This window comes from Proteus genomosp. 6, assembly GCF_040139785.1.
Classification (GTDB): Bacteria; Pseudomonadota; Gammaproteobacteria; order Enterobacterales; family Enterobacteriaceae; genus Proteus.
Map to the genome: position 1 here is coordinate 92,100 of NZ_JBEEVJ010000008.1, position 24,851 is coordinate 116,950.

The following is a 24,851-nucleotide window of genomic DNA, read 5'->3' on the forward strand; positions in this document are numbered from 1 at the left end:
CTGATAAGGCCCCTGCTAAAAGCAAAACAAATCAGTAAACCTTTGCACTAAGGTTTTTAGTGCAAAGGGAGTGATATCGTCATTGATATAATTAATGCAAGACGTCTTTATTATTGGCGGCCAGAGTGACCAAAGCCACCGCTACCACGTTCCGTTGCAGTAAAATCTTCAACAATATTAAATTCAGCTTGAACTACGGGCACGATGATCATTTGAGCAATACGTTCACCCGGTTCGATGGTGAATGCTGTTTGACCGCGATTCCAAACTGATACCATAAGTTGACCTTGGTAGTCAGAATCAATCAGTCCAACTAAGTTACCCAATACAACACCGTGTTTATGGCCTAAACCTGAACGAGGAAGCACCATTGCTGCTAATCCTTCATCGGCAATATGTACAGCAAGACCTGTAGGTAATAATTCGGTTTGCCCTGGTTCAAGAACCAATGGTGCATCAAGGCAAGCGCGTAAATCTAAACCAGCAGAGCCTGTTGTGGCATAAGCAGGAAGTGGATATTCTTGACCAATACGTGCATCAAGGATTTTAACATCAATTTTTTTCATCATAATGTTTGGCTATCTCGTCAAGTAGGCGATGGCTAAGTTGTGCTTTACTACTGTGTGGTAAGCGCGTTTCTCCATTAGCCCAAATAAGGTGTAATGCATTATTGTCACTGTTAAAGCCTTGATTTTCTGCTGAAACATCATTGGCACAGATCAAGTCGAGCTGCTTTTGTTCTCGTTTTTTGCGGGCATATTCTTCCACATTCTGGGTTTCAGCTGCAAATCCAACAACAAAAGGACGGTGTTCAAGCATTTTTCCAACACTCGCGACAATGTCGGGGTTTTTTACCATAGTGATGGTGACTTCATCACCTTGTTTTTTTATTTTTTCAGTCGCGATAAGTTTAGCGCGGTAATCGGCAACAGCTGCACAACCAATAAAAATATCTTGTGAAGGTGCGATTAACATCACTTGTTCGTACATTTCTTGTGCGCTTTCAACGTCAATACGTTTAACACAAGTCGGTGTCGGTAATGTGACAGGTCCTGCGATAAGTGTGACATCAGCCCCACGTAATGCGGCTGCATGTGCAATTGCAAACCCCATTTTTCCTGAGCTATGATTGCTGATAAAACGCACTGGATCTAAGGCTTCACGAGTAGGCCCTGCGGTTATCGTTATTTTTTTACCGACAAAATCTTGTGGCGGTAAAGCAAGTTGTTTTTCAGCTAATGAGACGAGAGTTAGAGGATCTAACATTCGTCCTGGGCCTACATCACCACAAGCTTGACTACCAGAGTCAGGCCCCCAAATTAAACAGCCACGTTGTTCTAAAGCAGATAAATTTTCTTGTGTAATTGTGGCTCTGTACATTTGCTGATTCATTGCAGGCGCAATAGCGATAGGCGCGCTACTCGCTAAACAGAGTGTGGTAAGTAAATCATTTGCCATACCCACTCGTAAGCGTGCAATAAGATCGGCAGTCGCGGGTGCAAGTAGAATTAAATCAGCCCATTTACCTAATTCAATATGTCCCATAGCGGCCTCTGCTGCTGGATCAAGTAAATCATCAGCAACAGGAAAACCAGAAACCGCTTGTAGTGACAAAGGCGTCACAAATGCATGAGCAGCGGGTGTCATTACAACTCGTACAATTGCGCCTTTATCACGTAAACGGCGTACAAGTTCTGGTGCTTTATAGGCCGCGATACCACCACTGATACCAAGAATAATCTTTTTGTCGTGAAGTGTAGTCATGATGAAATGCCTAAGTACATAAATAATTGCCCGTAATTTTACCACAAGGTAATCGTGAATTCGGAATTCTATGTAACTTCATGTTTTATAGGTTAAATTTTTGCGATTCATCTCGCATAAATTTGATATGTGTCTTTTTTATACAAGATTAGCAGTTTATAGTAAATTAACTGTATAAAACAACAGTTGTTTTGCGATTAGCATTTAATGATGAGTAATGTTTCCCCTAAATCCTATTGCTTATGTGAATAAATAAAATAGATCATTAATGCCACTACCTTTACTTATTAAGGAGTCCACGGATGGAAAATCAATCGATTAGTGAACTTTTACCTAGAGAAAAACTATTACTTTATGGCGTGGAATCACTCACTGATATTGAGTTATTGGCGCTCTTTTTACGCACCGGCACTTATGAAAAATCTGTATTAGAGCTTGCTGCTTTTTTACTTAAAGAATGTGGCTCTCTTTATCACGTTATTAATGCTGATTATGAAACATTAGGGCGTTTTAAAGGTGTTGGCGTGGGAAAGTTTACCCAGTTGCAAGCTATCAATGAAATGGCTCAGCGTTTTTCTACAACACAATTTATGTATAAAAATGTACTTTCTTCTTCCGAAGACACAAAATATTACTTGCAAAAATTACTTCATTGGCGAGACCGAGAGGTGTTTGTGGTGTTGTTTCTTGATAATCAAAACCAATTGATTGCATTTGAAGAAATGTTTAAAGGAACAATTAACCGAGTAGAGGTTCATCCGAGAGAAATTGTCCGTCAATCGATAAAAAAGAATGCAACATCTATCATTCTTGCTCATAATCATCCCTCTGGTCATTCAGAACCAAGCCTTGCAGATAAACAATTGACTGAAAAAATTTTTACTGCTTGTCAGTTGGTTGGCATAAATGTACTCGATCACCTTGTGATAGGGCATGATAACTGTGTTTCTTTTGCAGAACGTGGTTGGTTATAGCAAATATTTTTGTAATTATTGTCAATCTTTATTTGTACGGGTCTTGAGCGTTGAGGCCATTGGGCGTATACTACGCCACCTTTGAGGATCTTGGGTTTGGCGAGAAGAGCCTATCTCAGCAAGTTTTTTCTGAGGTGTTTACACAGTTTTTCAATCGTTAAAAGTTGCTGAGATGGGCTCCAAAGCCTGACGAGGCGGTCAAACCTGATATTAAAGCTCGAGCTGATTAGATTTTTGGAGAATAGACATGTCCCGAGTCTGCCAAGTTACCGGCAAGCGTCCTGTGAGTGGAAACAACCGCTCTCACGCATTAAACGCGACTAAACGCCGTTTTCTGCCAAACCTGCACTCTCACCGTTTCTGGGTTGAGTCTGAGAAACGTTTCGTAACTCTGCGTGTATCTGCTAAAGGTATGCGTGTGATTGATAAGAAAGGCATCGAATCTGTATTAGCAGATTTACGTGCCCGTGGTGAGAAGTTCTAAGGAGCTGAAAAATGGCTAAAGGTATTCGCGAGAAAATTAAACTCGTTTCTTCTGCTGGTACAGGTCACTTCTATACCACTACGAAGAACAAACGCACTATGCCAGAAAAACTGGAAATGAAAAAATTCGATCCAGTTGTTCGTCAACATGTGCTTTATAAAGAAGCTAAAATTAAATAATTTTAGTTTTCTTAAAAAACCCGACCTTAGTGTCGGGTTTTTTGTTATCTGGAGCCCGCTAAGTATAACAAAGTAAAGCTATTGTGATCTTCGCTTACTCTTTAGTTATACTATGGCTCTTTTAAAATCATCGGGTGAATGGATTGCGGATGAGCAAGTCAGTATTATCAATATTACACACAGAGTCATCTTGTGGCTGGGGTGGTCAGGAAATTCGAATACTGACGGAATCTCAAGGCATGATCCGCAGAGGGCACCGAGTTGCATTAGTGTGTTGCCCTACATCTAAAGTTGCTAAGGCTGCACCGGATTATGGTATTGAGGTTTTCACTCTACCGATTGAAAAAAAACGCGGTTCAGCATTAAAAGCACTTCGCCAATGGTTAAAGTTACATCGTCATCAATTTGATGTTATCAATACCCATAGTTCAACTGATGCATGGTTAGTTGCCGCTTCTTGTGCCACATTACGTCATTCACCCGTTATTGTTCGAACTCGTCATGTTTCTACGGATGTTTCACGTTTATTACCAACACGATGGCTTTATCTTTCATCCAGTGCCCATATTGTGACAACGGGTGAGAAATTACGCCAGACACTCCATCAGCATAATAAATTTCCATTAGAAAAAATGACATCAGTTCCTACAGGAATTGATTTGCAACGTTTCTTTCCACAAGATAAACAAAAAGCTAGAGAGAAAATTGGAATACCAAATAAACCGACATTAGGTATTGTTGCGACTATGCGAGTATGGAAGGGACATAAATATTTAATAGAAGCATGGAAATTGTTACATCAGCAGTTTCCAGACTGGCAATTAATTTTTGTAGGTGATGGACCTCAGCGTAAAAACCTAGAGCCAATGGTGAAAGAGGCTGGTTTAGAACAGAGTATCTTTTTCCTTGGTAATCGTAATGATGTGCCTGATTGTTTAAATGCAATGGATCTCTTTGCGTTACCCTCTTTTGGTAATGAAGGTGTGCCACAAGGTATTATGCAGGCGATGGCATGTGGTTTACCTGTCGTGTCAACTACGGTTGGCGCGATTAGCGAAGCAGTTATTGATGGTAAAACAGGATTTACATTAGTACCGCAAGTACAAGAATTATTAACCCGTCATTTAGCTAAATTAATGAGCTCAGATGAATTGCGTGAACAAATGGGAAAAGCAGCGCTTGAACATGCCGTTTCACGATTTAGTTTAGATAATATGTTAGATAAGATGGAAAGGATCTTTATTCAGGCAATCAACAATAAAAATAAATCAGTATGATTCATGTTGATAATAAAGCCGTGAAACGATTATCTCTATTATCAACTTGGTGTATTCATCTTATTGATGAATATTTGTAATACTTTTTAGTGTATAGTCTGAGAAGTAAATGTATCATTTAAGCCAAATAAAAAGCATATGGATCCGAAAAATATATTGGTTATAGCGGTAGCGCGTTTTGGTGATACATTACTTATCACTCCCGTTATTCATGCCTTAAAACAGCGCTGGCCCAATGCTCATATTCATGTATTTGCACATAAGCGTAGCGCATGCATTCTTGAGCATAACCCTGATATTGATAGCATTAGGCATTTTTCTAAAAAAAGGGCGGTTTGGGCTGGTTGGTTACCTCATAAGCCTTATGATTTGGCTTTGGTATACGGTAATGATCGTGATTTGGTGAATTATGCTCGTCGCCAATCTCATCATACCGTTGCTTTCGCTGATATTTCTCAGCAACAAGGCAATGTGACTTGGGTTGCTCGTCCCAAGTCGCCGATAGTTGCACAAAAAGAACGTGCCTTATTAATTAATGCATTAGGGATTTATCCGAGTTGTTGGCAATTGCGTTACTTTATCAATGAGGAAGAAGCGACTTTTGCACAACAGTTTTTAAAAGATAATTCATTAATTAATAAGAATATTATTGGTTTTCAACTGCAAAGTTTTCCAGCTAAAGCCTATCGAGATTGGCCTGTGGAAAATTTTCTACAATTAGCAAAACAGATTATTACCCATGACGCGAGTGCGTACTTTTTGCTATTAGGTAGTAAGGAAAGTGAACAATTATCCATTGATTTAGCGAAACAAATGGGTGAACAACATTGTTTAGCCTTAGCGGGTCGAGTTTCAATGCGGCAAAATGCGGCAATTATGGCGAATTTATCGCTTTATGTTGGGGTAGATACAGGTCCCACACATTTAGCTGGGGCTTTAGATATCCCAATGGTGGCGTTATATCATAGTTATCACCCAGGGTGTTATTTAGCGCCATTACAGCATTCTTGTTGTCAGGTTATCCAGCATCCAACGTCGTTGGACAATGCCCGCCGTGAAGATAATATGGCTGATATATCAGTCGAAGAAGTGTGGGGTGCAGTGCGTAATATCATTGATGGAATGAAGGTGAAAAAGTAATCCATGAAGATCGGTATAATTGATGTCACAATCACCATGTCTTATGGCGGGATCCAAACAGCGGTTTGGGAACTGGCTAAGCAATTGCATGATGCGGGGCATGAAGTTCATCTTTATGGTGGTAATGGCGATATTCGACACAATCTGGCTGGACGCCAAATACAGGTACACACTTATCCTTATACACCGCGAGATAAAGTTATCGATCTTGGTGGTCGTTTTCGTCGTATTGTTGAGCGCTACACTTTTGCACGACACGCTAAAAAAGATGTTATCAATCAAAAATTCGATTGGGTTATTTTAACGAAACCTTTTGATTTTTTTTGGCCTTCTATGATGCCTAAATCATCCTCAACGCGTTTTTGCTATATGAGTGGAGGAACCAGCTTTTTTAAAGGTGATCGCAGATTAGGTAAAAAGATTTCAGCATGGGTAGCATGTAGCCATTTTAATGCTTGGCAAATCCAACATCATTTTAAGCAATTCCCTAGTGTGATTTATAATGGTGTGGATATTGAAAAATTTAAACCTATGACTACCTCGTTACGTGAGCAATTAGGAATAGGTGAGTCTACTTTTTTACTCTCATTTGCTGGACGATTAGTTGGTTGGAAAGGCTTGAGTGTCGCAATAGATGCCATTGAAAAGCTAAAAGGTGAAGATGTTAAGCTCTTGATTATCGGTACGGGTGATGATCTAGAACGATTGAAGAGTAAATCGGTAGCGAAAGGCGTTGCTGAACAAGTTATTTTTCATCAGCCCGTTGAGCATAACCAATTACCTGAATTTTATGCAGCCAGTGATGCTGGTATTTTCCCAAGTACTGGGGATGAAGCATTTGGTATTACGATTGCAGAGGCAATGGCGTGCGCCAAACCGGTTATTGCGAGCCATATCGGGGGTATTCCTGAAGTGGTGGGTAATGAGGGCACTGCAGGGTTATTGGTCGCACCAGGCAATGCAGATGAAATTGTGATGGCAGTTAATCATCTTCGCCAATTACCCGACAGAGGTAAAACAATGGGCGAGAATGCACGTTCACGTATAGAAACACGTTATACTTGGCAACATTCTGCACAACGTTTATTACAGACATTGGCGTCATAATAATGAAGATTGCCTATCTTGATCCTTACCCAGTTCCTGACTTACGAGTTGCTTCATTGCAAATTTTGCAAAATGTTGATGCTTTTGCCAGAGCGGGGGCACATGTCACTTTAGTTACACCAAAAGGACAATATCGAGATAGCGATATATTAGGTCGTTCAATCCATGCTAATGCAAGTTTAGTTTCCTTAAGAGATATTCGTCGTAAATGGTATTTTCCATTTAATTCACAAAAACTTTTCTCATTACAGATAGCGCGTTGGGTTAAGCAAAATAATGTTGATGCGTTGTTTACCCGTAATTTAAAACTGGCTTGTTATCTTTGTGAAAGCTATCCAGAAATTCCTCTTTTTTTTGAAAGCCATGAAATATTTGCGCAATCTTTTGCCGAGTCTCATTCATTTGAGAAAAAAAAGAATCGTGCTAAATATCATAAGTTATTAAAAATGGAGAAATTGGTTTACAGCCAAGCGACAGGTATTTTTGTTCTTACTTCATTACTCAGAGATGATATTGTTTCGCAATATCAAGTTACTACACCAATAACGGTTGTCCCTGATGGTGTTGATTTACATGCCGCGACGGATTATCAGATTACTCCTTCTTTATTAGATAAAACTATAACTGAAGTGCTGTATTTAGGTAGCCTGCATAAATGGAAGGGTATTCCTACCATGATGCGAGCAATGAAATATCTTGATAACGCACGGTTGAATATCGCAGGGGGAACGCCAGAGCAGATCGGAGGATTAACCTTATTAGCGCAAGAAATGGATGTAAAAGATAAGGTCAATTTTTTGGGGTTTATTGATCCGAAAAAACGCTTTGAAGCGATTGCTCAGCACGATATCTGTGTACTCCCACTGACGTTAACCAGTATTGGAAGCCGTTATACTTCACCACTTAAGTTATTTGAGTATATGGCGATGGAAAAACCTGTGGTGATTTCAGATTTTCCTTCAATCCGTGATGTTGTAGATGAAAAATCGGTAAGTTTTGCAGATAGTGGCGATGCACAAAGTTTTGCAAAACAGATAATACAGTTAAGAGATAATCCACAACGAGCAAGTGAAAAAACCGCCCATGCCCGCTCATTAGTTGAAAACTATTACAACTGGGATAAACGGGCTGAGGTTATTCTAAAGACAATAGAGACGTTAATTCAGTGATCTATTGCTGTTTATCTAACAGTGTTGCTGATTGATTATTGAGTAAAGCGTGTCGCAACGCCAACATTAATCCCACCAAAATACCCACCTGATTGATATAGGCATTTTCAAATAATCCACGCAGTACATAAACACCTAAAAATGACATCAATAACACTAAAGCAGCTTGGCGAATAATACCTTGGTTTTTTCTTATTAGCTGAATACCTTGGGCAATAATGGAAGAGCAAAAATAGAGAATACCAATCAACCCTAAAATACCACCTGCAAACCAGAAAGCTAAAAAGACATTGTGGGGTCCAATGGATTTTTTAAATATCCAATTCTTATGTTCTTTAATGCGCTCATTATAGACATTATGGTAAAGCTGATTACCATAACCATAGCCTTTTATTGGCTGTTCTAAAATAAGTTCTAAAGCTGAACCTTGTGTGCCATTATCAAAACGCAATCCACTATTAGTTTGAGTTAATTTATATTGAAGTAATTTGCTGACAACGGGATTTATGGGTAAATTCGTCGCCCCAATAAATAATAAGGCACAGGTTAATGTACTTATTATCATCAGTAACCATTGGCGATTAATAACTAAAATAAGTAGCGTACTAATTGCTAATGCGATCCAAGCACCACGAGCTAATGTTCCTAACATTATAAAAATAAAAGATAAACTAACAGCAGCTAACAGCAACCAATTAATAACTGAGTTTTGTTTTTTTAAAGCCCATAAAGCCAATATAATAGGAAAGAAAAAAAGAAGGGCATAGGATATTTCTCTATGAATTAACTGACTTTTTATTGTAAAAGGCCAAATACCTTGTTGATACTCCAAATAATACCGCACCAGTTCCTTAGCCATAATCACCAATAGCCCAATTGCAAAAGCTATCATCACCATTTTAGCAATATCGGTAGGTTTTTCTTTATACAATATAATCGGAAAGGTAATAGAAAATAGCAGTAAGCCATTTAAAATAGGCTTATTTACTTCTTTAATACTAATACTGGGCTCGACAGAAATTAGGATGGAATAACCAATAGTCAGTAATAAAAACAGCAGTGAGAATGACAGGTTATTTTTAAATATTTTGCAGATAGTCTTAAAATCACGTACCAGATACCACAGTGCTGTTGCACCAATCAATCCCATCACAATATTTTTATAGCGAGTGATATCTGGTAAGTAGATCAATATAATGTAAAGCCCAATAATGGATAAATTCCACAGGGATTTTTTACTATAGTCTTTAAACACCATCATAATAATCTGCCATCATCCTTTATACTTTTGATAGAGTGGCGATCATACAATAAAAATGTGTTTATCGCTGTATCTCTTATCTGATAATCATGGAGCAACCTGTGCCTGAATTACCGGAAGTCGAAACTAGTCGCCGAGGTATTGAGCCTCATCTTGTGGGCAATGTGTTGCACTATGCCATTGTACGTAATAGCAAATTACGTTGGCCTGTTTCAGAAAAAATAAAAACGTTACTAGATGAACCTATTTTAAGTGTAAAGCGACGTGCTAAATATTTGCTAATCGAACTTAATACTGGGTGGATCATTATTCATTTAGGGATGTCAGGAAGTGTACGCATATTATTAGAGGAACAACCTGAAGAAAAACATGATCATATCGATTTGATTTTTCGTGATGGTAAAGTACTCCGCTATACTGATCCACGACGCTTTGGTGCTTGGCTATGGTGTGAAGATTTAGCCACAAGCTCTGTATTAGCGCATTTAGGGCCAGAGCCACTTTCAGATGAATTTAATGCCGAATATCTCTATCAACAATCCAAAAATAAAAAAACGGCTATAAAACCGTGGTTAATGGATAATAAATTAGTGGTTGGTGTCGGTAATATTTATGCTAATGAGGCACTATTTTCATCAGGAATTATGCCAGATAGAAAAGCCAATAGTTTAACGCAAGAAGAATGTGCGGTTCTTGTCACGGCGATTAAGCGCGTATTAACCCGTTCTATTGAACAAGGTGGCACAACGCTAAAAGATTTTCTGCAGTCAGACGGTAAGCCGGGTTATTTTGCGCAAGAGTTATTTGTTTATGGGCGTAAAGACAAGCCTTGTTTAATTTGTGGTCAACCGATAGAAAGTATTAAACAAGGGCAACGTAGCACATTTTTCTGCCGACATTGCCAACATGGTGAAAATGAGAGCTAAATTTTACCGAGTTTTTTTAGCATGGCGGTGGTGACAACTTCAGGTAAAAACGTAGAGACATCACCGTCATGGCGCGCCACATCTTTAATTAACGATGAAGAGACAAATGAAAGATTTTGAGAGGGCAGTAAAAATACACTATCAAGATCAGGCGCAAAGTGACGGTTCATATTCGCAAGTTGCCATTCATATTCAAAATCAGAAACAGAGCGGACACCGCGAATTAAAATGGTGGCTTGTTGTTGCTTAGCAAAGTTAGCCATCAGTTCACTAAATCCCACCACTTCAACATTAGGTAAATGGCTTGTCACTTCTCTGGCTAAATTAACCCGCTCTTCTAAGGTGAACATAGGATTTTTACGGGCGCTATCAGCAATCGCTAATAAAACCGTATCAAACATACCTGCCGCACGCGTTAAAATATCAATATGACCATAAGTGATAGGATCAAAGGTTCCGGGATAGATAGCTTTATTTTTCATGATTTACAGTCTTCTGGCTGAGTTCCCATAAAGAGGCGTATTTATTAAAGGTATACTGTGCGTTAACAAATGCCAGTATTAATCCCTGTTTCCCATCTAAAAAACCCATTCTTAACAGCCATGTCTTAAAAAAAGCACCAGCAGTATGGCTTAAGATAGAACTATAACTTGTTGTTCTACCTTGTTGATGGCGTTCTTTTGCCCATTCGGAGGCATATTTTAGCTGTTTTTGCTGAAATTCCATTAAATCACGGCAGGTAAGATGCAGTAGATCACCCTGCAAGGTTTTTACTGTTGCATCTTTTGTTTCTAATGATTCATGCACTAAATTATCGTTATATTGATAATGCTCACGGGCATATAAACGTGTCACTTTATCGGGATACCAACCGCTGTGTTTCATAAATCGCCCCATAAATAAGTTACGGCGAGCACAGTTATAAACGACATTTTCTTCAGGTTGTTGCAATACTGCGAGGATACTGCTTTTGAGTTCAGGAGTGACGCGTTCATCACTATCAATCATAAAAATATAATCACCAGAGGCATATTGCTGCGCTAATTGGCGTTGTTTACCAAACCCAGGCCATTCACTGTTGATAAAGACTTTAGCCCCTTTCTCTGTCGCAATACGGCAGGTGTCATCTTGGCTACCAGAATCTAATACAATGATTTCATCAGCCCATTGTACTGAGTCTAAGCATTCACCAATGATATCAGCTGCATTTTTGCTGATCATCACCACAGAAAGGCGCTTACTTTGGCTCATTAGTGACTCCGTGGAGGAAGATAAGGTGAAAGTAAGGTAAGTAAACGCAGTAATGCCCCTTGATTTTCATGAAGCACTTCAACTGCATGACGACCATAATAACGGCGATAATCTTCATCATTAAGCAATGAAGCAATAGCAGTCGCCATCGATTCACTGTCTGTAACCGTAATTAATCCTTCAGCTTGGTCAAGCTTGGCACAGATATTTTTAAAATTAAAAGTATAAGGTCCCATGATAACAGGGATAGCGTGAGCGGCGGCTTCTAAAGGATTATGACCACCACGCTCAACCAAACTCCCTCCAACAAAGGCTAAATCTGCAATACCATAGAGCAACATAAGCTCGCCCATTGTATCGCCAATAACCACTTGCGTTTGTGCATCTGGCACAGCATCGGTACTTCGTAAGGTATATTTTAACCCTGCTTCGCGCGTTAATTGTTCGGCTTTAGGAAAACGCTCTGGGTGGCGAGGGACTAAAATTAACAAAAGCTGAGGAAATTGTGTCAGTAGCTTTTTATGTGTCTCTAAAATAATGGTTTCTTCACCCTCATGGGTACTTGTTGCTATCCAAACCGGGCGGTGAGCAGCCCATTGACGGCGCAAAGCAACCGCTCTTGCAGCTAACTCTGGGGTGACAGAAATATCAAATTTTAGGCTACCTGTAACATGTAAATGTGAACGTTTTAAACCAAGCTCGATAAATCGTTCACCATCTTCCTGATTTTGAGCAGCAATCAAAGTGATTTTTTGGAGCATCGTTTTGACAAAGCTGCCCAATTTTTGGTAACCCGCAGCAGAGCGCTCTGATAAACGTGCATTAGCAATAATCAACGGGATTTTTCGTTGATGAAGTTTTGAAATTAGGTTAGGCCATAACTCCGTTTCCATAATGATCACCAATTTTGGGTCAACCGTTTTAAGAAAACGATTAACTGAACCGGGTAAATCATAAGGAAGATAGACATGGTAAACATCATCACCAAATGCAGAACGCACACGTTCTGAGCCAGTTGGCGTCATAGTAGTGACGGTAATGGGTAAATCAGGATAGTGATGACGAAGGGCACGAACAAGCGGCACTGCGGCGAGTGTTTCACCGACAGAAACGGAATGCAATAATATACCCTGAGGGACGACTTTGCCTTTGCAAAAGCCATAGCGCTCTCCCCACCGTTTACGGTAGGCGGGTGCTTTACGGCTGCGTAATAAAAGACGCAACCAAATCAGAGGTTGAATAAGGTAAAGAAGTACCTGATATAAACGCAACAACATGCTATCAAATTCACTTATCTGGACGAACGCTTATAGTATCACACTGTGTGAGAGAAAGTGTGTAAAACAAGTAAGCGCGGATTAAGGAATTAAAGCGATATACTGCTTTAAAATATGGTTTAGTTCAAATTTTGCATAGGATGATGGCAATATTTGAGGTTGTGAATAATACGCAAGGCGAAGTTTTTCTGCGAGAGAGTCACTATCCATTGTAGAGAGGTAATCAGAAAGCTCGTCTGTCATAATTTCGCTGACCCCACCAGGGCATCGAGTACTGACGATAGGCACACCACATATTAATGCTTCAATTAATACAGTAGGAAGCCCTTCACTATCAGAGCTTAATGCAACCACTTTAGCGCCTTTGATTGCAGGGAGAGGGTTTGGGATAAAACCCGCAAGTGTGACTTTCTCCACTAAGTTAAGTTGTTTAATTTGAGCTTCTAATTGCTGTTTAACGGTGGGAGTACCTTCACCTAATATAATGAGTTGGCAAGGTAAATCGGCTTTAGCAAAAGCCTCAATTAATCTGTCTTGTCTTTTTACTTCATGTAATCGACCCACATGCAAGATATAATCTTGTTCGGCAAATGGATTAGAAAGGGTAGCTTTTTGCTGTATTTCTTCAATATTAAATGGGTTATAAATAGTTTTTAGTTGTTCAGCATGAATACCAATGGCATTGATTAGATCATCTTTTACCGCATTAGAAACACAAACGAGATTTTTATCTCGATAAACTCGTTGGATTTTTATTTTTTTCAACCAATATGAAAATCCTGATTTATTACCAAGATAAGATTGAGAGTAAATGCCGTGAATACAGTACCAAACATTGCAGCTTTTTAGTTGTTTAGAGCGACAAACAATACGGTCTGTTTTATGTAAATTAGAAAGAACAAGCGCTGGGCGCCCTTTTTTAGCAAAAAGTTGAGTGAGTACATTATCAAGCGATTTTGCTCTACGCGATATTTCAGTTAATTTTCTAAAAATTCCACGATAGTTATCATGATCAACAATATAATCAATAAAATCAGGTAGTTCATACGCTAATTTATTATGTAAGGATAATAATGTGACTTGGTATCCAGCTTGATGAAAACCATTAGCTAGCCTGAGCGTGACATTTTCAGCGCCACCACCCGGTAATCCATCAATAATAAAAAGTATATGTTGTTGACTCACAAGGCTAATATCCGTTTATAAAGTGAAATAAGCTCGCCTGATAATCGTTGTGGTGTATAAGGGAGAATGGTCTCTCTCGCCACTTGTGACATCTCAGTCCACGCTGTTTCTTTTGGGATCTGTGTAATTGCATCAGTTAATGCTGAAATATCCAATGCATCACAAACAAATCCATTTTTACCATGTTGAATAAACTCTGCACCACCACAAGTCGTTGAGGTGATCACCGGTAAACCACACGATAATGCCTCAAGAATAACATTAGGAAAAGGGTCATAAAGAGTAGGAAGTAGTAATGCATCCGCGATTTGATAAAAATCGAGTGTTTTTTTCTGCATACCTAAAAAGAAAATGCGTTGCTCACAACCTAATTGTGTTGCGAGTTGTTCATATTTACGCTGATTTTTATCACTTCCAACTACTAACAATATAGCTGATGTCTTTGCTATTGCTGAGATAGCAGCTGCTAAGCCTTTACGTTCGAAGCCTGATCCCACATAAATAAAGCAAGGTACATCGTGTGGAATATTATATTGTGTTTTTAAGGTCTCTTTTTGAGAACTTGTTGCAGGTACGAAAGCATTATGGTCAATTGCATTATAAATGACAGTTATTTTATCGGCAGAAACACCAAAATCCTCAATAATTTCATTTTTAACCATCTGTGAATTACAGATAACTTGTTTTAATGCGGGATCGGCATACATCTGTTTTTCTGCATTCATTACATAGCGGTGGTATCTATCATAAAATAGCCAACGCCCTTTCCAATTAGGCAATATTCTTTGGCGTTGTAATAGCCATCGGCGATGTACACCATCACCAGCACGAAAAATATCACAACCTGCGATACGTTCATGGCTTTGAACAATATCAAAATGATTTTCCTGCCAACATGCTCTAGCTGCCTTAGCGAAACCCAATTCTCGGCTAATCCTGCCCAATTTTCGTGGATTGCATAAGTGAATATGCCAATCTGAATTAGTATCACCTTGCCATTCTCGCGTGATCACATTGAGTTCAAGGTCATCGTTGGATAATGCATCTAATGCGCGCGCAATAAAGCGTTCTGCTCCCCCATCTGGGCGATATTTTTGTCTGACAATGGCGAGTCGTAACGGGTGATTCATTAAGATAAATGCCTTATAGCTGTGTTGTAAACCACATCAACCGGAATAGCGGAAAGATAACGTTGTTGGGTGTCTGTCTTTATATGGTCTGGGTGTGGAATATCGTCATAATTGCCTGCCCATATTGTTTCACCTACTGCTTGCCAAGGGTGCCAATGTTCAAGTTTAGAAGGACCAAAAAGAGCAACTAAAGGCGTTTTTAATGCAGCAGCCATATGCATTGCGACAGAATCAACACCAATAAAAAGTCCTGCATTATCAATTAATACAGCAAGTTGAGATAAAGATGTTTGCCCAGCTAAAACCGTTATCACATCTTTGTTTGGGCAGCGTGCCAAAATAGTTTGTATCATCTCTAATTCTTTTGCTTCTGGGCCCGAAGTTAACACTACGGAATAATGATTTTGCTGAAGCTTTGTAATTAAAGTCGCCATTTTATCTTCATCCCAGCATTTGAAAAACCAGCGAGAGGTTGGTTGTATAACGATATAGTTTTTAGGGAGATGATATTTTTCAATAGTCTCAGTTAACCACTGTTTATCTGCTTCGCTATAAGCCATCATAACATCTGAAATAATAGGAATATTAAGTGGAGCAAGGATACTCAGATTTTGTTCAACAGTGTGTAGCTGTCCATGATCTGCCGTAGAGACAATAATATTGTGGCATTTTTGCCAAAACTGACTGTTTTTGCGCTTTTCAAATTCAAAACCTAAGCGCACTTGTGCTTTAGTGACTAAAGCAAAAATGGCAGCTTTCCACTGATCAGCTAAATTAACAACTAAATCATATTGTTGTTTTTGTAATATTCGACCAAGCTCCCACTCTTTTTTTAATCGAGTGAATTTACCTTGATGTTTCCAATTACGATCAAGATAAAAAATATTATTGATGAATGGGTTGTGCTCAAGCATAGGTAATGTTTCTTTGTATAATAAAACATCAATCGTTGCATTAGGATAAGCTGATTTTAATGAGCATATAACGGGCGTCGTTAATAACATATCTCCATGATGTTGGAGTTTAATAACCAGTATTCTATTAAATGATTGATTTATATTAGTCATAATTACTTTAGCTTTAGTGAGATACTCTAATTGTAAACAAAACAGCCAAAAGCATCCATAAAACCTAATTTATATTGATTGAATTGATGTTTTACACTGCATGCCATAGTATTAAATATAAATTTATTAGCCTATTATCCATTAATTGGCAGGGTATGCATGAAAAAACCAGCATTTATTATCACATTAGATACCGAAGGCGATAATCTTTGGGAAAACGAACGTGATATCACCACAAAAAATACGCATTTTTTACCCCGTTTTCAGCAACTTTGCGAGCATTTTCATTTTAAACCCGTTTGGCTAACAAATTACGAAATGGTAATGGATGATGCCTATATTGAGTTTGCTCGTGATGTTATTGCACGTAATACGGGTGAAATTGGTATGCACTTACATGCATGGAATAGCCCACCACTTGTACCTTTAACCAATGATGATTTACATCATCAGCCTTACTTAGTTGAATATCCTAAAGATCAAATGCGAGAAAAAATCGCGTTAATGACTGACTTACTTGAAAATAAACTACAAACCAAAATGTTAAGTCATCGAGCGGGTCGTTGGGCATTTAATGAAATTTATGCACAGCTTTTAGTTGAATTTGGTTATCAAGTTGATTGCTCTGTAACACCTAAAGTGGATTGGCGTTTTACCAAAGGTGATCCCGCACAATCGGGTGGAACAAATTACACTGATTTTCCAAGTCATGCTTATTTTATGGATCTAGAGGATATCACTAAAGCAGGAAATTCAACGTTGCTAGAAGTGCCGATGAGTATTCAATATAAGCACTCACCTTTAATGAATAAATTTAAGCAAGGTTACGATAAATTAAGAGGTAAACAGCGGGCACCTTCTGTAAATTGGCTACGTCCTAAAGGCGGAAATGTACACCAGATGATTGAAGTAGCAGAAAAATCTTTAGCACAAGGTCATGATCATATTGAGTTTATGTTGCACTCGTCTGAATTTATGCCAGGTGGTAGCCCCACATTCCGCACAGAAAAAGATATCGAAGGGCTATATAACGATTTAGAAACGCTATTTAGTTTCTTAAAAGATAAAGTGCAGGGCATGACGCTGGCTGAGTATTATCAAAGTAAAGTACAGGCAAAATAAAATGAAGTTGAAAAAACTGAAATGGGTACATAACTTCTTAAATATCTATAACCCACTTTTTGGCAAGATGAAAAAAACGGATACATTTTCATCAGATATTCAATTTAACAGCATTCTTATTTTTTCAACGACTGCGCTTGGGGATTTTATGTTTAATACCCCAGCGATAAGAGCCATTCGTGCGCATTATCCAGATGCTCATATCACATTAGTTTCGAGTGAGAAAAATAGGTTATTAGTTGAAAACTATGACCAAATAGACAGTGTGATTTATTGGGATAATAAAATAAAAAACTTACTTCCTATTGTCTTACAGGCAAAAAAATATAAGCCTGAATTAGCTGTAATTTTACATTCTCACCTCCCTTATGATGTGCTATTCGCAGTAATGGCAGGTTGCCAATATATTTTGCGTAATACTTTTCATGAACTTCCTAAGTGGTTTACAAAATGGATTGTTGCTGATCATAACACCACACCAGTACATCTTGTTCAAAGTAAATTAGATCTTGTCAGTCATTTAGGCATCACAAATGTAAGCACTGATATGGAGCTCCCTTGTAAGATAAAGTTATTACCAAAAATAGAATATAAAGTGATCGGCTTTCAGATGGGAACGTCAACGCCAGAACGGAGATGGGCTGTCTCTCATTTTGTCGAGTTAGCTAAAAAATTAATTAACAGTGATAATTCATTGATAATTAAGTTAATTGGTGCTCCTCATGAACAAGGTTTATCTGATGAATTTTTCAAATTACTTCCTGTTAATTATCACAAAAATATAGAAAACTTAGTTGGTAAAACGTCATTACCAGACTTATTAAGTCATATCAATATGATGAACGTATTAGTGACTGGTGATACAGGACCCTTACATTTAGCGATTACATTAAAACGACCAACTGTGAGTTTATTTGTCACCGCAAATCCTTGTTCAACAGGTCCTTACCAAGATCTTGAGCTACATACCGTGATTAAGAAAGAGCCTCTCTTTTGTGAAGCTCCAGAGTCGATTATGGATGTAATTACTGTTGATGAAGTCTTTAATGCAGTCAATAAAACCCTAAAAGGCTAGTGATCTTTAGGGTTTATAAGACTAAATATCAAGAAGGTCGAATATTTGCTGTGGCTTTATCTCACCAATATCTCCACCTTCTGCTTTCACAGACATTTGTGCCTTACCGTAACCGCCGATTAAACCAGGATCGGTAGGGCCAAATAGAGTGATATTCGGTTTATCTAATGCCGCGGTTAAGTGGCTTAACCCCGTATCCACAGAAACTACACTTTTTGCACCAGCAATCACTTGAGCAACATCCGCGAGCGACATTTTTGGCAATACATCAACATAGTCAAAATCTTTAGCTAGGCGGATAGCGCGTTGATGTTCATGCTCTGCGCCCCAAGGTAACTTAATGCGCAATCCTGAATCAGCGAGTAGGGCGATTAATTCTCGCCAATGAGATTCTGGCCAGTGTTTTTCATCACGGGTTGTTGCGTGCAAGAATACCAAATAAGGGCGTTCATCAAAGGATGGAAGTGAGAGAAAATGCTGTGCAATCCCATAATCACCTTGAGATTGTGGAATGGGATAATTTAAGCTCAGCGCAAAGAGTTGGCGAATACGTTCAACCGCATGCATTTTTTTGCTGACATCATGGCGAACATTGTAGAAAAAACTAGCTAAAGGCTCGCGGGCGCATTGACGAGAATAGCCGTGTTTAGTGCCTTTGGCGTAGCGTGTCACTAAAAATGCACTTTTTAGTAAACCTTGTGCATCAATCACAGCATCATAATGATGAGCTTGAATCGCTTGACGAAATTGTGAGCGCTCAGCACGAATAGGCGCACTAAACCAATTTTTACGCCAACGGCGTATTGCTACTGGAATAACAGTATCAACAGCTTGGTGCCAGCTTGGAATTTGTGCAAAGCCTTCTTCAACAGCCCAGTCAAAACGGATATCAGGATACGCATTTATTGCATCAGTCAATGCGGGCAATGTATGTAAAACATCTCCCATAGAGGAGGTTTTAACGATTAATACCCGCTTCACGCTGATGGCTCCGTTGACAACAAATGTTCAAGTTCCGCAAAGACTTGCTCTGGCTGAATATCAATTAAGCTTTGGTGATAGCCTTGTTCAGCATCCCCTTTACGGATTTTGTGATAACCTGTAATTAAACGGATCACACGCGCTTTATGGGATAACGGAGGTGTAAAATCAGGGCTACTTGGGCCGTAAAGTGCGACTAATGGGCGTTCTAATGCAGCTGCTACATGCATTAAACCAGAATCATTACTGACGACGGCTTTGCAAGACGCAATCAAATTAACCGCTTGTTCAAGGCTGGTTTCACCTGCCAGATTAAAACAGGCTTCACGTGCTTCTGGCGTTAGGGCTTGTTTTATCTCTTCACCCGCTTCTTTATCTTTTTGAGAGCCAAAAAGGAAAATCTGATAACCCTGCTCAGCAATTAATTTTTGTGCTAAAGCTGCATAATGATAATGAGGCCAACGTTTTGCAGGACCAAATTCAGCACCGGGGCAAAAACCAATTGCAGGGCGCTGTGTAGATAATGAAAATTGAGTCAATGTGGTAGATATATCACGCTCTGTAACCGATAACTTAGGCCAAAGCAGAGGTTGAGGTAAATCTGTCGCTTTTTGGACTTTTTGCTTGTCATAAGCTAGAGCCACATAGCGTTCAACCATCAGCGGGAAGGCATCTTTATCTAAAGGGCGTAAATCATTTAATAGGCCATAACGCATTTCTCCACGCCAGCCTGTGCGCTTAGGAATATCTGCAAAGAAAGGGACTAATGCAGATTTAAACGAGTTAGGTAATACATAAGCGTGCGTGTAACCATTTTCTCTTAATTGCTTTCCTAAACGACGACGCTCACCAATCGCTAATGCACCATGACCTAACGGCATTGGGATGGCATTATCAACTTCTGGCATTTTTTCAAGTAATGGACGGCACCACGCTGGTGCCATCACATCAATCGTTGCCGCAGGATGTAATGCTTTCAATGTACGATAAAGACTTTGAGACATCATCATGTCCCCGACCCATGAAGGCCCTACCACAAAGATTTTCATAAACAGCGATTACTTACCTTGATTTAACCATTGCATATAAAGCTCAACGCCTTCGGCAACCGTTTTAAATGGTGCGGTATAACCTGCTTTACGTAAGTTTGTGAGATCTGCTTGTGTAAAGGCTTGATAACGACCTTTCAATTTTTCTGGAAATTCAATATGTTCGATAGAGAGATCTTTATCTTTATGGTGCGCAATAACTGCGTTTGCAACCGCTTGGAATGATTCAGCGCGGCCTGTACCACAGTTAAAAATTCCCGATACATTATTGCGCCAGAACCATAAATTAACCGCAGCCACATCACCTACATAAATAAAGTCGCGTTGGAAGGTTTCGCTACCTTCAAATAACTTAGGATTTTGTCCAGCATTTACTTGGTTATTTAAGTGGAATGCAACACTTGCCATACCGCCTTTATGTCCTTCACGAGGGCCATAAACATTAAAATAACGGAAGCCACAAATCATCGATTCTGCTTCAGGTAAAATTTGGCGTACATATTCATCGAATAGGAATTTTGAATAACCGTAGACATTTAAAGGTGCTTCGTATTTTCTATCTTCGATAAAGTTATCTGTACGACCGCCATAAGTGGCAGCCGAAGAGGCATATAAGAAAGGAATTTGGCGTTCAAGACAAAAATGAAGTAGCTCTTTAGAATATTGATAGTTGTTATCCATCATATATTTGCCATCCCACTCAGTGGTCGATGAGCAAGCACCTTCATGGAAAACTGCATCGATATCGCCGAAATCATCACCAGCAACAACGCTCGCAATAAAATCTTCTTTATCCATGTAATCGGTAATATTCAGATCGACCAAATTCACGAACTTGGTGCCATCTTTAAGGTTATCAACAACCAATATATCGGTATAACCTTCATCATTTAATGCTTTAACAATATTGCTGCCGATAAAACCTGCACCGCCCGTGACGATAATCATGTGGCTACCCCTTCATATAAAAATCTAAAAATTAGCTCTAGGTCTATAATAACACTGAACAGCATTAACGGTAGTATTCATCACGGAACAACAGGCTGAAATTCTCGATAAACACAGTGTGTATTAGTGATCTTAATTACATAAATAACATTATTTATTTACATTTGTCGTTTTTAATAGAACAAAGGAATAGAATAAGAAACAATAACGACTACATTATAATCAAAAATGTATGTTACCTCTTTTCGCCCTGTAGTCTTAGGAGAAAGTATGTCTACCCACTCTTTCTATCAACAAATTAATCAACAACTCGAACAAACTCGTCAAGATGGCCTCTTTAAAAATGAGCGTATCATCACTTCTTCACAAAACGCAGATATCGCCGTTGCTGACGGAAGCCATGTTATTAACTTTTGTGCTAATAACTATTTAGGTTTGGCTAATCATCCCAAACTGATTGAAGCAGCAAAAGCAGGTATGGATAGTCACGGTTTTGGTATGGCATCTGTACGTTTTATTTGTGGTACTCAAGATTCACATAAAACATTAGAAAATAAAATTGCTGAATTTTTAGGTATGGAAGATGCCATTTTGTATTCATCTTGCTTTGATGCCAATGGTGGATTATTTGAAACATTAATGGGGCCCGAAGATGCGATTATTTCTGATGCCTTAAACCATGCTTCTATTATTGATGGTGTGCGTTTATGTAAAGCGAAGCGTTATCGCTACGCCAATAACAATATGGCAGAACTGCGCGCACAACTTGAAAAAGCTAAAGCAGAGAATGCTCGCCACATTATGATCGCGACAGACGGCGTATTTTCTATGGATGGTGTGATTGCAGATCTTAAAAGTATCTGTGATTTAGCGGATGAATTTGGTGCCTTAGTGATGGTCGATGATTCGCATGCCGTGGGTTTTGTGGGTGAACAAGGCCGCGGAACTCATGAGTATTGTGATGTGATGGACAGAGTCGACATTATCACGGGCACTTTAGGTAAAGCCTTAGGCGGTGCATCGGGTGGTTACACCGCAGCACGCAAAGAAGTGGTTGAGTGGTTACGTCAGCGTTCTCGCCCTTATTTATTTTCCAACTCGTTAGCACCTGCAATTGTTTCTGCCTCTATTGCTGTTTTAGATATGCTGAAAACAGGCGATGAAATACGTGCTCGTTTATGGCGTAACGCTTCGCTTTTCCGTGAAAAAATGAGTGCGGCAGGCTTTACATTGGCGGGTGCTGATCACGCGATTATTCCAGTGATGCTAGGCGACGCTAAATTAGCACAAGAGTTTGCAACCCGCTTACTTGATGAAGGGATTTATGTCACAGGATTCTTCTATCCTGTTGTACCACAAGGCCAAGCTCGTATTCGTACACAAATGTCGGCAGCACATACTACTGAACAAATTGAGCGTGCAGTGGCGGCATTTATCAAAATCGGCAAACAACTTAATGTGATTGCATAAGGTTCCCATATGAAAGCATTGTCAAAATTAAAAGCGCAAGAAGGTATCTGGATGACCGATGTTCCAGTACCTGAACTTGGTCATAACGATGTGATGATCAAAATTCGTAAAACAGCAATTTGTGGCACTGATGTTCATATTTATAACTGGGACGAGTGGTCACAAAAAACAATTCCTGTTCCTATGGTTGTAGGTCATGAATATATCGGCGAAATTGTTGCGATAGGACAGGAAGTGAAAGGTTTTAATATTGGTGATCGCGTCTCTGGTGAAGGGCATATCACTTGTGGTCATTGCCGTAATTGCCGTGGTGGTCGTACGCATTTATGCCGTAATACCATTGGGGTGGGTGTAAATCGCCCGGGCTGTTTTGCTGAATATCTGGTTATCCCTGCCTTTAATGCATTTAAAATTCCAGACAATATTCCTGATGAATTAGCAGCTATTTTTGACCCATTTGGTAATGCCGTTCATACCGCGTTATCTTTTGATTTAGTGGGAGAAGATGTGCTGGTTTCTGGTGCTGGCCCAATTGGTATTATGGCTGCTGCAATTTGTAAACATGTGGGTGCACGTCATGTGGTGATCACGGATGTTAATGAATATCGCCTTGATCTTGCGAAAAAAATGGGTGTTACCCGAGCAGTTAATGTCAGCAAAGAAAACTTAATCGATGTGATGAAAGAGCTAGGCATGACAGAAGGTTTTGATGTGGGATTAGAAATGTCAGGTGCACCACCTGCGTTTCGTACCATGCTGAATACTATGAATCATGGCGGTCGTATTGCCCTTTTAGGTATTCCGCCTTCTGATATGGCGATTGATTGGGGACAAGTTATCTTTAAGGGATTGTTTATTAAAGGTATCTATGGCCGTGAGATGTTCGAAACATGGTATAAAATGGCGGCACTTATTCAGTCTGGCCTTGATCTCTCGCCTATTATTACTCATCAATTCCCAATTGATGAATTTCAAAAAGGCTTTGATATCATGCGTTCAGGTCAATCGGGTAAAGTGATTTTAGATTGGCAGTGATATGTGATAGCTAAGCAAAAAAAGAGCCTTTTAAGGCTCTTTTTTGTTGCATTATTTTTCAACTTCACCGATTTCGTTCGGAGTAGGCGTAGGCGGTATTTTCTTTTTTTCTGAGGAGCTAAACCCGCTTGATAAGGTATTAATCAGCGTACTTTTTTTCATCGAAATAATGGCTTCTTGTGCGGGTTTTAACCAAGACGCAGGTTTTGGCTCTTGTGGTTGTTCTGTTGGCGGTACAACTTTGGGTGGTTCTGGTTGTATTGGTTTTTCTGCCTGTGGTTTTAATAGAGTACTCGGTGCAACCAGTTGAATATCAGCAGGTAATAAAGGCAACTGCTGCTGTAATGCTCGGACGGTTGAAGGGTGAGGGTGTCCAATCGCAATTGCAGAGCCATTCTTTCGTGCTAAAGCAATAGCGCGAGCGAGTTGTTGTCTTGTTTCAGCTTCGGTTTGTACGTTATCGAGAAAAACATGACGGCGTAAAGAGGGAACACCTGCGGCTTTTGCAGCAATGGCCGCTTGTGTATTACCAATGGTCACGCTATCTAAAAAATAGAGGTTTGAGTGATTAAGGGCTTTAATGACTCTATCCATCGCTTGTCTATCGGAGGTCATCGCACTACCCATATGGTTATTCATACCGACAGCGAAAGGAACATTACTAATAGCATGCTGAATAATGCGGTTAATTTCATCCTGACCCATAGAAGGTTTTAGGGTATCGCGCTCTAGAGGTTGTTTGCTAATAGGAGCCATTGGCATGTGGATCAGGATTTCTCGCCCTTGAGCATGAGCTTTAGTTGCCATTTCTTTACCATGAGGGGAATCAGGTAAAATAGCGATAGACACTGCCGTAGGAAGTTGTAAAACTTGGTTATCTTCTTTTTTACGATAACCAAAATCATCAATCACAATGGCTAATTTGGCTGCGAATGTGGGAGTACTCACAACCAGACTTAGCAACATTAAACTAAGTAAAA

25 protein-coding genes are annotated in these 24,851 nt (G+C 39.4%); 12 read left to right on the top strand and 13 right to left on the bottom strand.

The features are described 5' to 3' along the window. Positions 1 to 110 precede the first annotated feature (110 nt). Together dut and coaBC are read right to left on the bottom strand one after the other, a co-directional pair. Positions 111 to 569 carry a dUTP diphosphatase gene (gene dut, locus ABN212_RS11785; RefSeq protein ID WP_006534255.1) on the bottom strand — a complete coding sequence of 153 codons (459 nt, stop codon included), beginning with the start codon at positions 567 to 569 and terminating at the stop codon, positions 111 to 113. Then, complete coding sequence (gene coaBC / locus ABN212_RS11790; RefSeq protein WP_349443260.1) at positions 553 to 1,764, bottom strand: bifunctional phosphopantothenoylcysteine decarboxylase/phosphopantothenate--cysteine ligase CoaBC; 1,212 nt, start codon at positions 1,762 to 1,764, stop codon at positions 553 to 555. The genes dut and coaBC overlap by 17 nt, the downstream gene beginning before the upstream one ends. Positions 1,765 to 2,066: 302 nt before the next feature. Here coaBC and radC point away from each other — a divergent pair, with 302 nt between their 5' ends. The 7 genes from radC to ABN212_RS11825 all read left to right on the top strand — a co-directional run bounded on the left by radC (position 2,067) and on the right by ABN212_RS11825 (position 8,094). Continuing rightward, positions 2,067 to 2,738, top strand: coding sequence for a RadC family protein (radC, locus tag ABN212_RS11795; protein WP_198620306.1), 672 nt, complete (start codon positions 2,067 to 2,069; stop codon positions 2,736 to 2,738). A gap of 247 nt (positions 2,739 to 2,985) precedes the next feature. After that, the gene (gene rpmB, locus ABN212_RS11800; RefSeq protein WP_036914542.1) at positions 2,986 to 3,222 is read left to right on the top strand and encodes a 50S ribosomal protein L28; all 237 of its coding nucleotides are present in this window, start codon (positions 2,986 to 2,988) and stop codon (positions 3,220 to 3,222) included. 11 nt (positions 3,223 to 3,233) lie between these two features. Continuing rightward, positions 3,234 to 3,401 (top strand): 50S ribosomal protein L33, encoded by a 168-nt coding sequence (gene rpmG, locus ABN212_RS11805; RefSeq protein WP_006534250.1) that lies wholly within the window; start codon positions 3,234 to 3,236, stop codon positions 3,399 to 3,401. Positions 3,402 to 3,550: 149 nt separating this feature from the next. After that, on the top strand, positions 3,551 to 4,678 hold the full coding sequence (locus ABN212_RS11810) for a glycosyltransferase family 4 protein (protein WP_198620307.1): 1,128 nt from the start codon (positions 3,551 to 3,553) through the stop codon (positions 4,676 to 4,678). A 138-nt stretch (positions 4,679 to 4,816) separates the two neighbouring features. After that, positions 4,817 to 5,818, top strand: a complete 1,002-nt coding sequence (locus tag ABN212_RS11815) for a glycosyltransferase family 9 protein (RefSeq protein ID WP_198620308.1) — start codon at positions 4,817 to 4,819, stop codon at positions 5,816 to 5,818. A 3-nt stretch (positions 5,819 to 5,821) separates the two neighbouring features. Next, on the top strand, positions 5,822 to 6,925 hold the full coding sequence (locus tag ABN212_RS11820) for a glycosyltransferase family 4 protein (RefSeq protein ID WP_198620309.1): 1,104 nt from the start codon (positions 5,822 to 5,824) through the stop codon (positions 6,923 to 6,925). Continuing rightward, on the top strand, positions 6,925 to 8,094 hold the full coding sequence (locus tag ABN212_RS11825; RefSeq protein ID WP_198626439.1) for a glycosyltransferase family 4 protein: 1,170 nt from the start codon (positions 6,925 to 6,927) through the stop codon (positions 8,092 to 8,094). The genes ABN212_RS11820 and ABN212_RS11825 overlap by 1 nt, the downstream gene beginning before the upstream one ends. Position 8,095: 1 nt before the next feature. On the opposite strand, the gene rfaL is transcribed toward ABN212_RS11825, so the two are convergent. After that, a complete protein-coding gene (gene rfaL / locus ABN212_RS11830; RefSeq protein WP_349443261.1) occupies positions 8,096 to 9,355 on the bottom strand; it encodes an O-antigen ligase RfaL in 1,260 nt (419 codons plus the stop codon). A 101-nt stretch (positions 9,356 to 9,456) separates the two neighbouring features. Between rfaL and mutM the strand changes: the two genes are divergently transcribed. After that, positions 9,457 to 10,281, top strand: coding sequence for a bifunctional DNA-formamidopyrimidine glycosylase/DNA-(apurinic or apyrimidinic site) lyase (gene mutM, locus ABN212_RS11835; RefSeq protein ID WP_198626404.1), 825 nt, complete (start codon positions 9,457 to 9,459; stop codon positions 10,279 to 10,281). On the opposite strand, the gene coaD is transcribed toward mutM, so the two are convergent. From coaD to rfaQ, 6 genes are all read right to left on the bottom strand, one after another. Continuing rightward, positions 10,278 to 10,763 (bottom strand): pantetheine-phosphate adenylyltransferase, encoded by a 486-nt coding sequence (gene coaD, locus ABN212_RS11840; RefSeq protein ID WP_109419621.1) that lies wholly within the window; start codon positions 10,761 to 10,763, stop codon positions 10,278 to 10,280. The genes mutM and coaD overlap by 4 nt on opposite strands. Continuing rightward, on the bottom strand, positions 10,753 to 11,532 hold the full coding sequence (locus ABN212_RS11845) for a glycosyltransferase family 2 protein (protein WP_349443262.1): 780 nt from the start codon (positions 11,530 to 11,532) through the stop codon (positions 10,753 to 10,755). Before ABN212_RS11845 ends, coaD begins: the two co-directional genes overlap by 11 nt. Further along, positions 11,532 to 12,809 (bottom strand): lipid IV(A) 3-deoxy-D-manno-octulosonic acid transferase, encoded by a 1,278-nt coding sequence (gene waaA, locus ABN212_RS11850; RefSeq protein WP_349443263.1) that lies wholly within the window; start codon positions 12,807 to 12,809, stop codon positions 11,532 to 11,534. The genes ABN212_RS11845 and waaA overlap by 1 nt, the downstream gene beginning before the upstream one ends. A gap of 81 nt (positions 12,810 to 12,890) precedes the next feature. Beyond that, positions 12,891 to 13,994, bottom strand: coding sequence for a glycosyltransferase (locus tag ABN212_RS11855; protein WP_196533687.1), 1,104 nt, complete (start codon positions 13,992 to 13,994; stop codon positions 12,891 to 12,893). Then, entirely contained in the window at positions 13,991 to 15,124 is a 1,134-nt protein-coding gene (locus ABN212_RS11860) for a glycosyltransferase family 4 protein (protein WP_349443264.1), read from the bottom strand. Before ABN212_RS11860 ends, ABN212_RS11855 begins: the two co-directional genes overlap by 4 nt. Continuing rightward, positions 15,124 to 16,191 carry a putative lipopolysaccharide heptosyltransferase III gene (gene rfaQ, locus ABN212_RS11865; RefSeq protein ID WP_198626409.1) on the bottom strand — a complete coding sequence of 356 codons (1,068 nt, stop codon included), beginning with the start codon at positions 16,189 to 16,191 and terminating at the stop codon, positions 15,124 to 15,126. Before rfaQ ends, ABN212_RS11860 begins: the two co-directional genes overlap by 1 nt. Positions 16,192 to 16,350: 159 nt before the next feature. Between rfaQ and ABN212_RS11870 the strand changes: the two genes are divergently transcribed. After that, positions 16,351 to 17,313 (top strand): polysaccharide deacetylase family protein, encoded by a 963-nt coding sequence (locus tag ABN212_RS11870; RefSeq protein ID WP_198630110.1) that lies wholly within the window; start codon positions 16,351 to 16,353, stop codon positions 17,311 to 17,313. A gap of 1 nt (position 17,314) precedes the next feature. Next, complete coding sequence (locus ABN212_RS11875; RefSeq protein WP_198630111.1) at positions 17,315 to 18,388, top strand: glycosyltransferase family 9 protein; 1,074 nt, start codon at positions 17,315 to 17,317, stop codon at positions 18,386 to 18,388. Between the two features lie 21 nt (positions 18,389 to 18,409). Here the strand turns inward: ABN212_RS11875 and rfaC are convergent, their stop codons facing one another. Genes rfaC through rfaD form a run of 3 tightly spaced genes read right to left on the bottom strand, consistent with a single transcriptional unit; the run spans position 18,410 to position 21,366 of the window. Continuing rightward, positions 18,410 to 19,369, bottom strand: coding sequence for a lipopolysaccharide heptosyltransferase RfaC (gene rfaC, locus ABN212_RS11880; RefSeq protein WP_198630112.1), 960 nt, complete (start codon positions 19,367 to 19,369; stop codon positions 18,410 to 18,412). Beyond that, a complete protein-coding gene (gene rfaF, locus ABN212_RS11885; protein ID WP_198626412.1) occupies positions 19,366 to 20,418 on the bottom strand; it encodes an ADP-heptose--LPS heptosyltransferase RfaF in 1,053 nt (350 codons plus the stop codon). The genes rfaC and rfaF overlap by 4 nt, the downstream gene beginning before the upstream one ends. Positions 20,419 to 20,427: 9 nt before the next feature. Further along, positions 20,428 to 21,366, bottom strand: a complete 939-nt coding sequence (gene rfaD / locus ABN212_RS11890; protein WP_198620321.1) for an ADP-glyceromanno-heptose 6-epimerase — start codon at positions 21,364 to 21,366, stop codon at positions 20,428 to 20,430. A gap of 270 nt (positions 21,367 to 21,636) precedes the next feature. Here rfaD and ABN212_RS11895 point away from each other — a divergent pair, with 270 nt between their 5' ends. Both ABN212_RS11895 and tdh read left to right on the top strand, forming a co-directional pair. Beyond that, the gene (locus ABN212_RS11895) at positions 21,637 to 22,836 is read left to right on the top strand and encodes a glycine C-acetyltransferase (RefSeq protein WP_198620322.1); all 1,200 of its coding nucleotides are present in this window, start codon (positions 21,637 to 21,639) and stop codon (positions 22,834 to 22,836) included. 9 nt (positions 22,837 to 22,845) lie between these two features. Continuing rightward, entirely contained in the window at positions 22,846 to 23,871 is a 1,026-nt protein-coding gene (tdh, locus tag ABN212_RS11900) for an L-threonine 3-dehydrogenase (protein ID WP_023583402.1), read from the top strand. Positions 23,872 to 23,922: 51 nt separating this feature from the next. Here tdh and ABN212_RS11905 read toward each other — a convergent pair whose 3' ends face one another. Continuing rightward, positions 23,923 to 24,837, bottom strand: a complete 915-nt coding sequence (locus tag ABN212_RS11905; RefSeq protein WP_198630500.1) for a divergent polysaccharide deacetylase family protein — start codon at positions 24,835 to 24,837, stop codon at positions 23,923 to 23,925. Positions 24,838 to 24,851 lie beyond the last annotated feature (14 nt).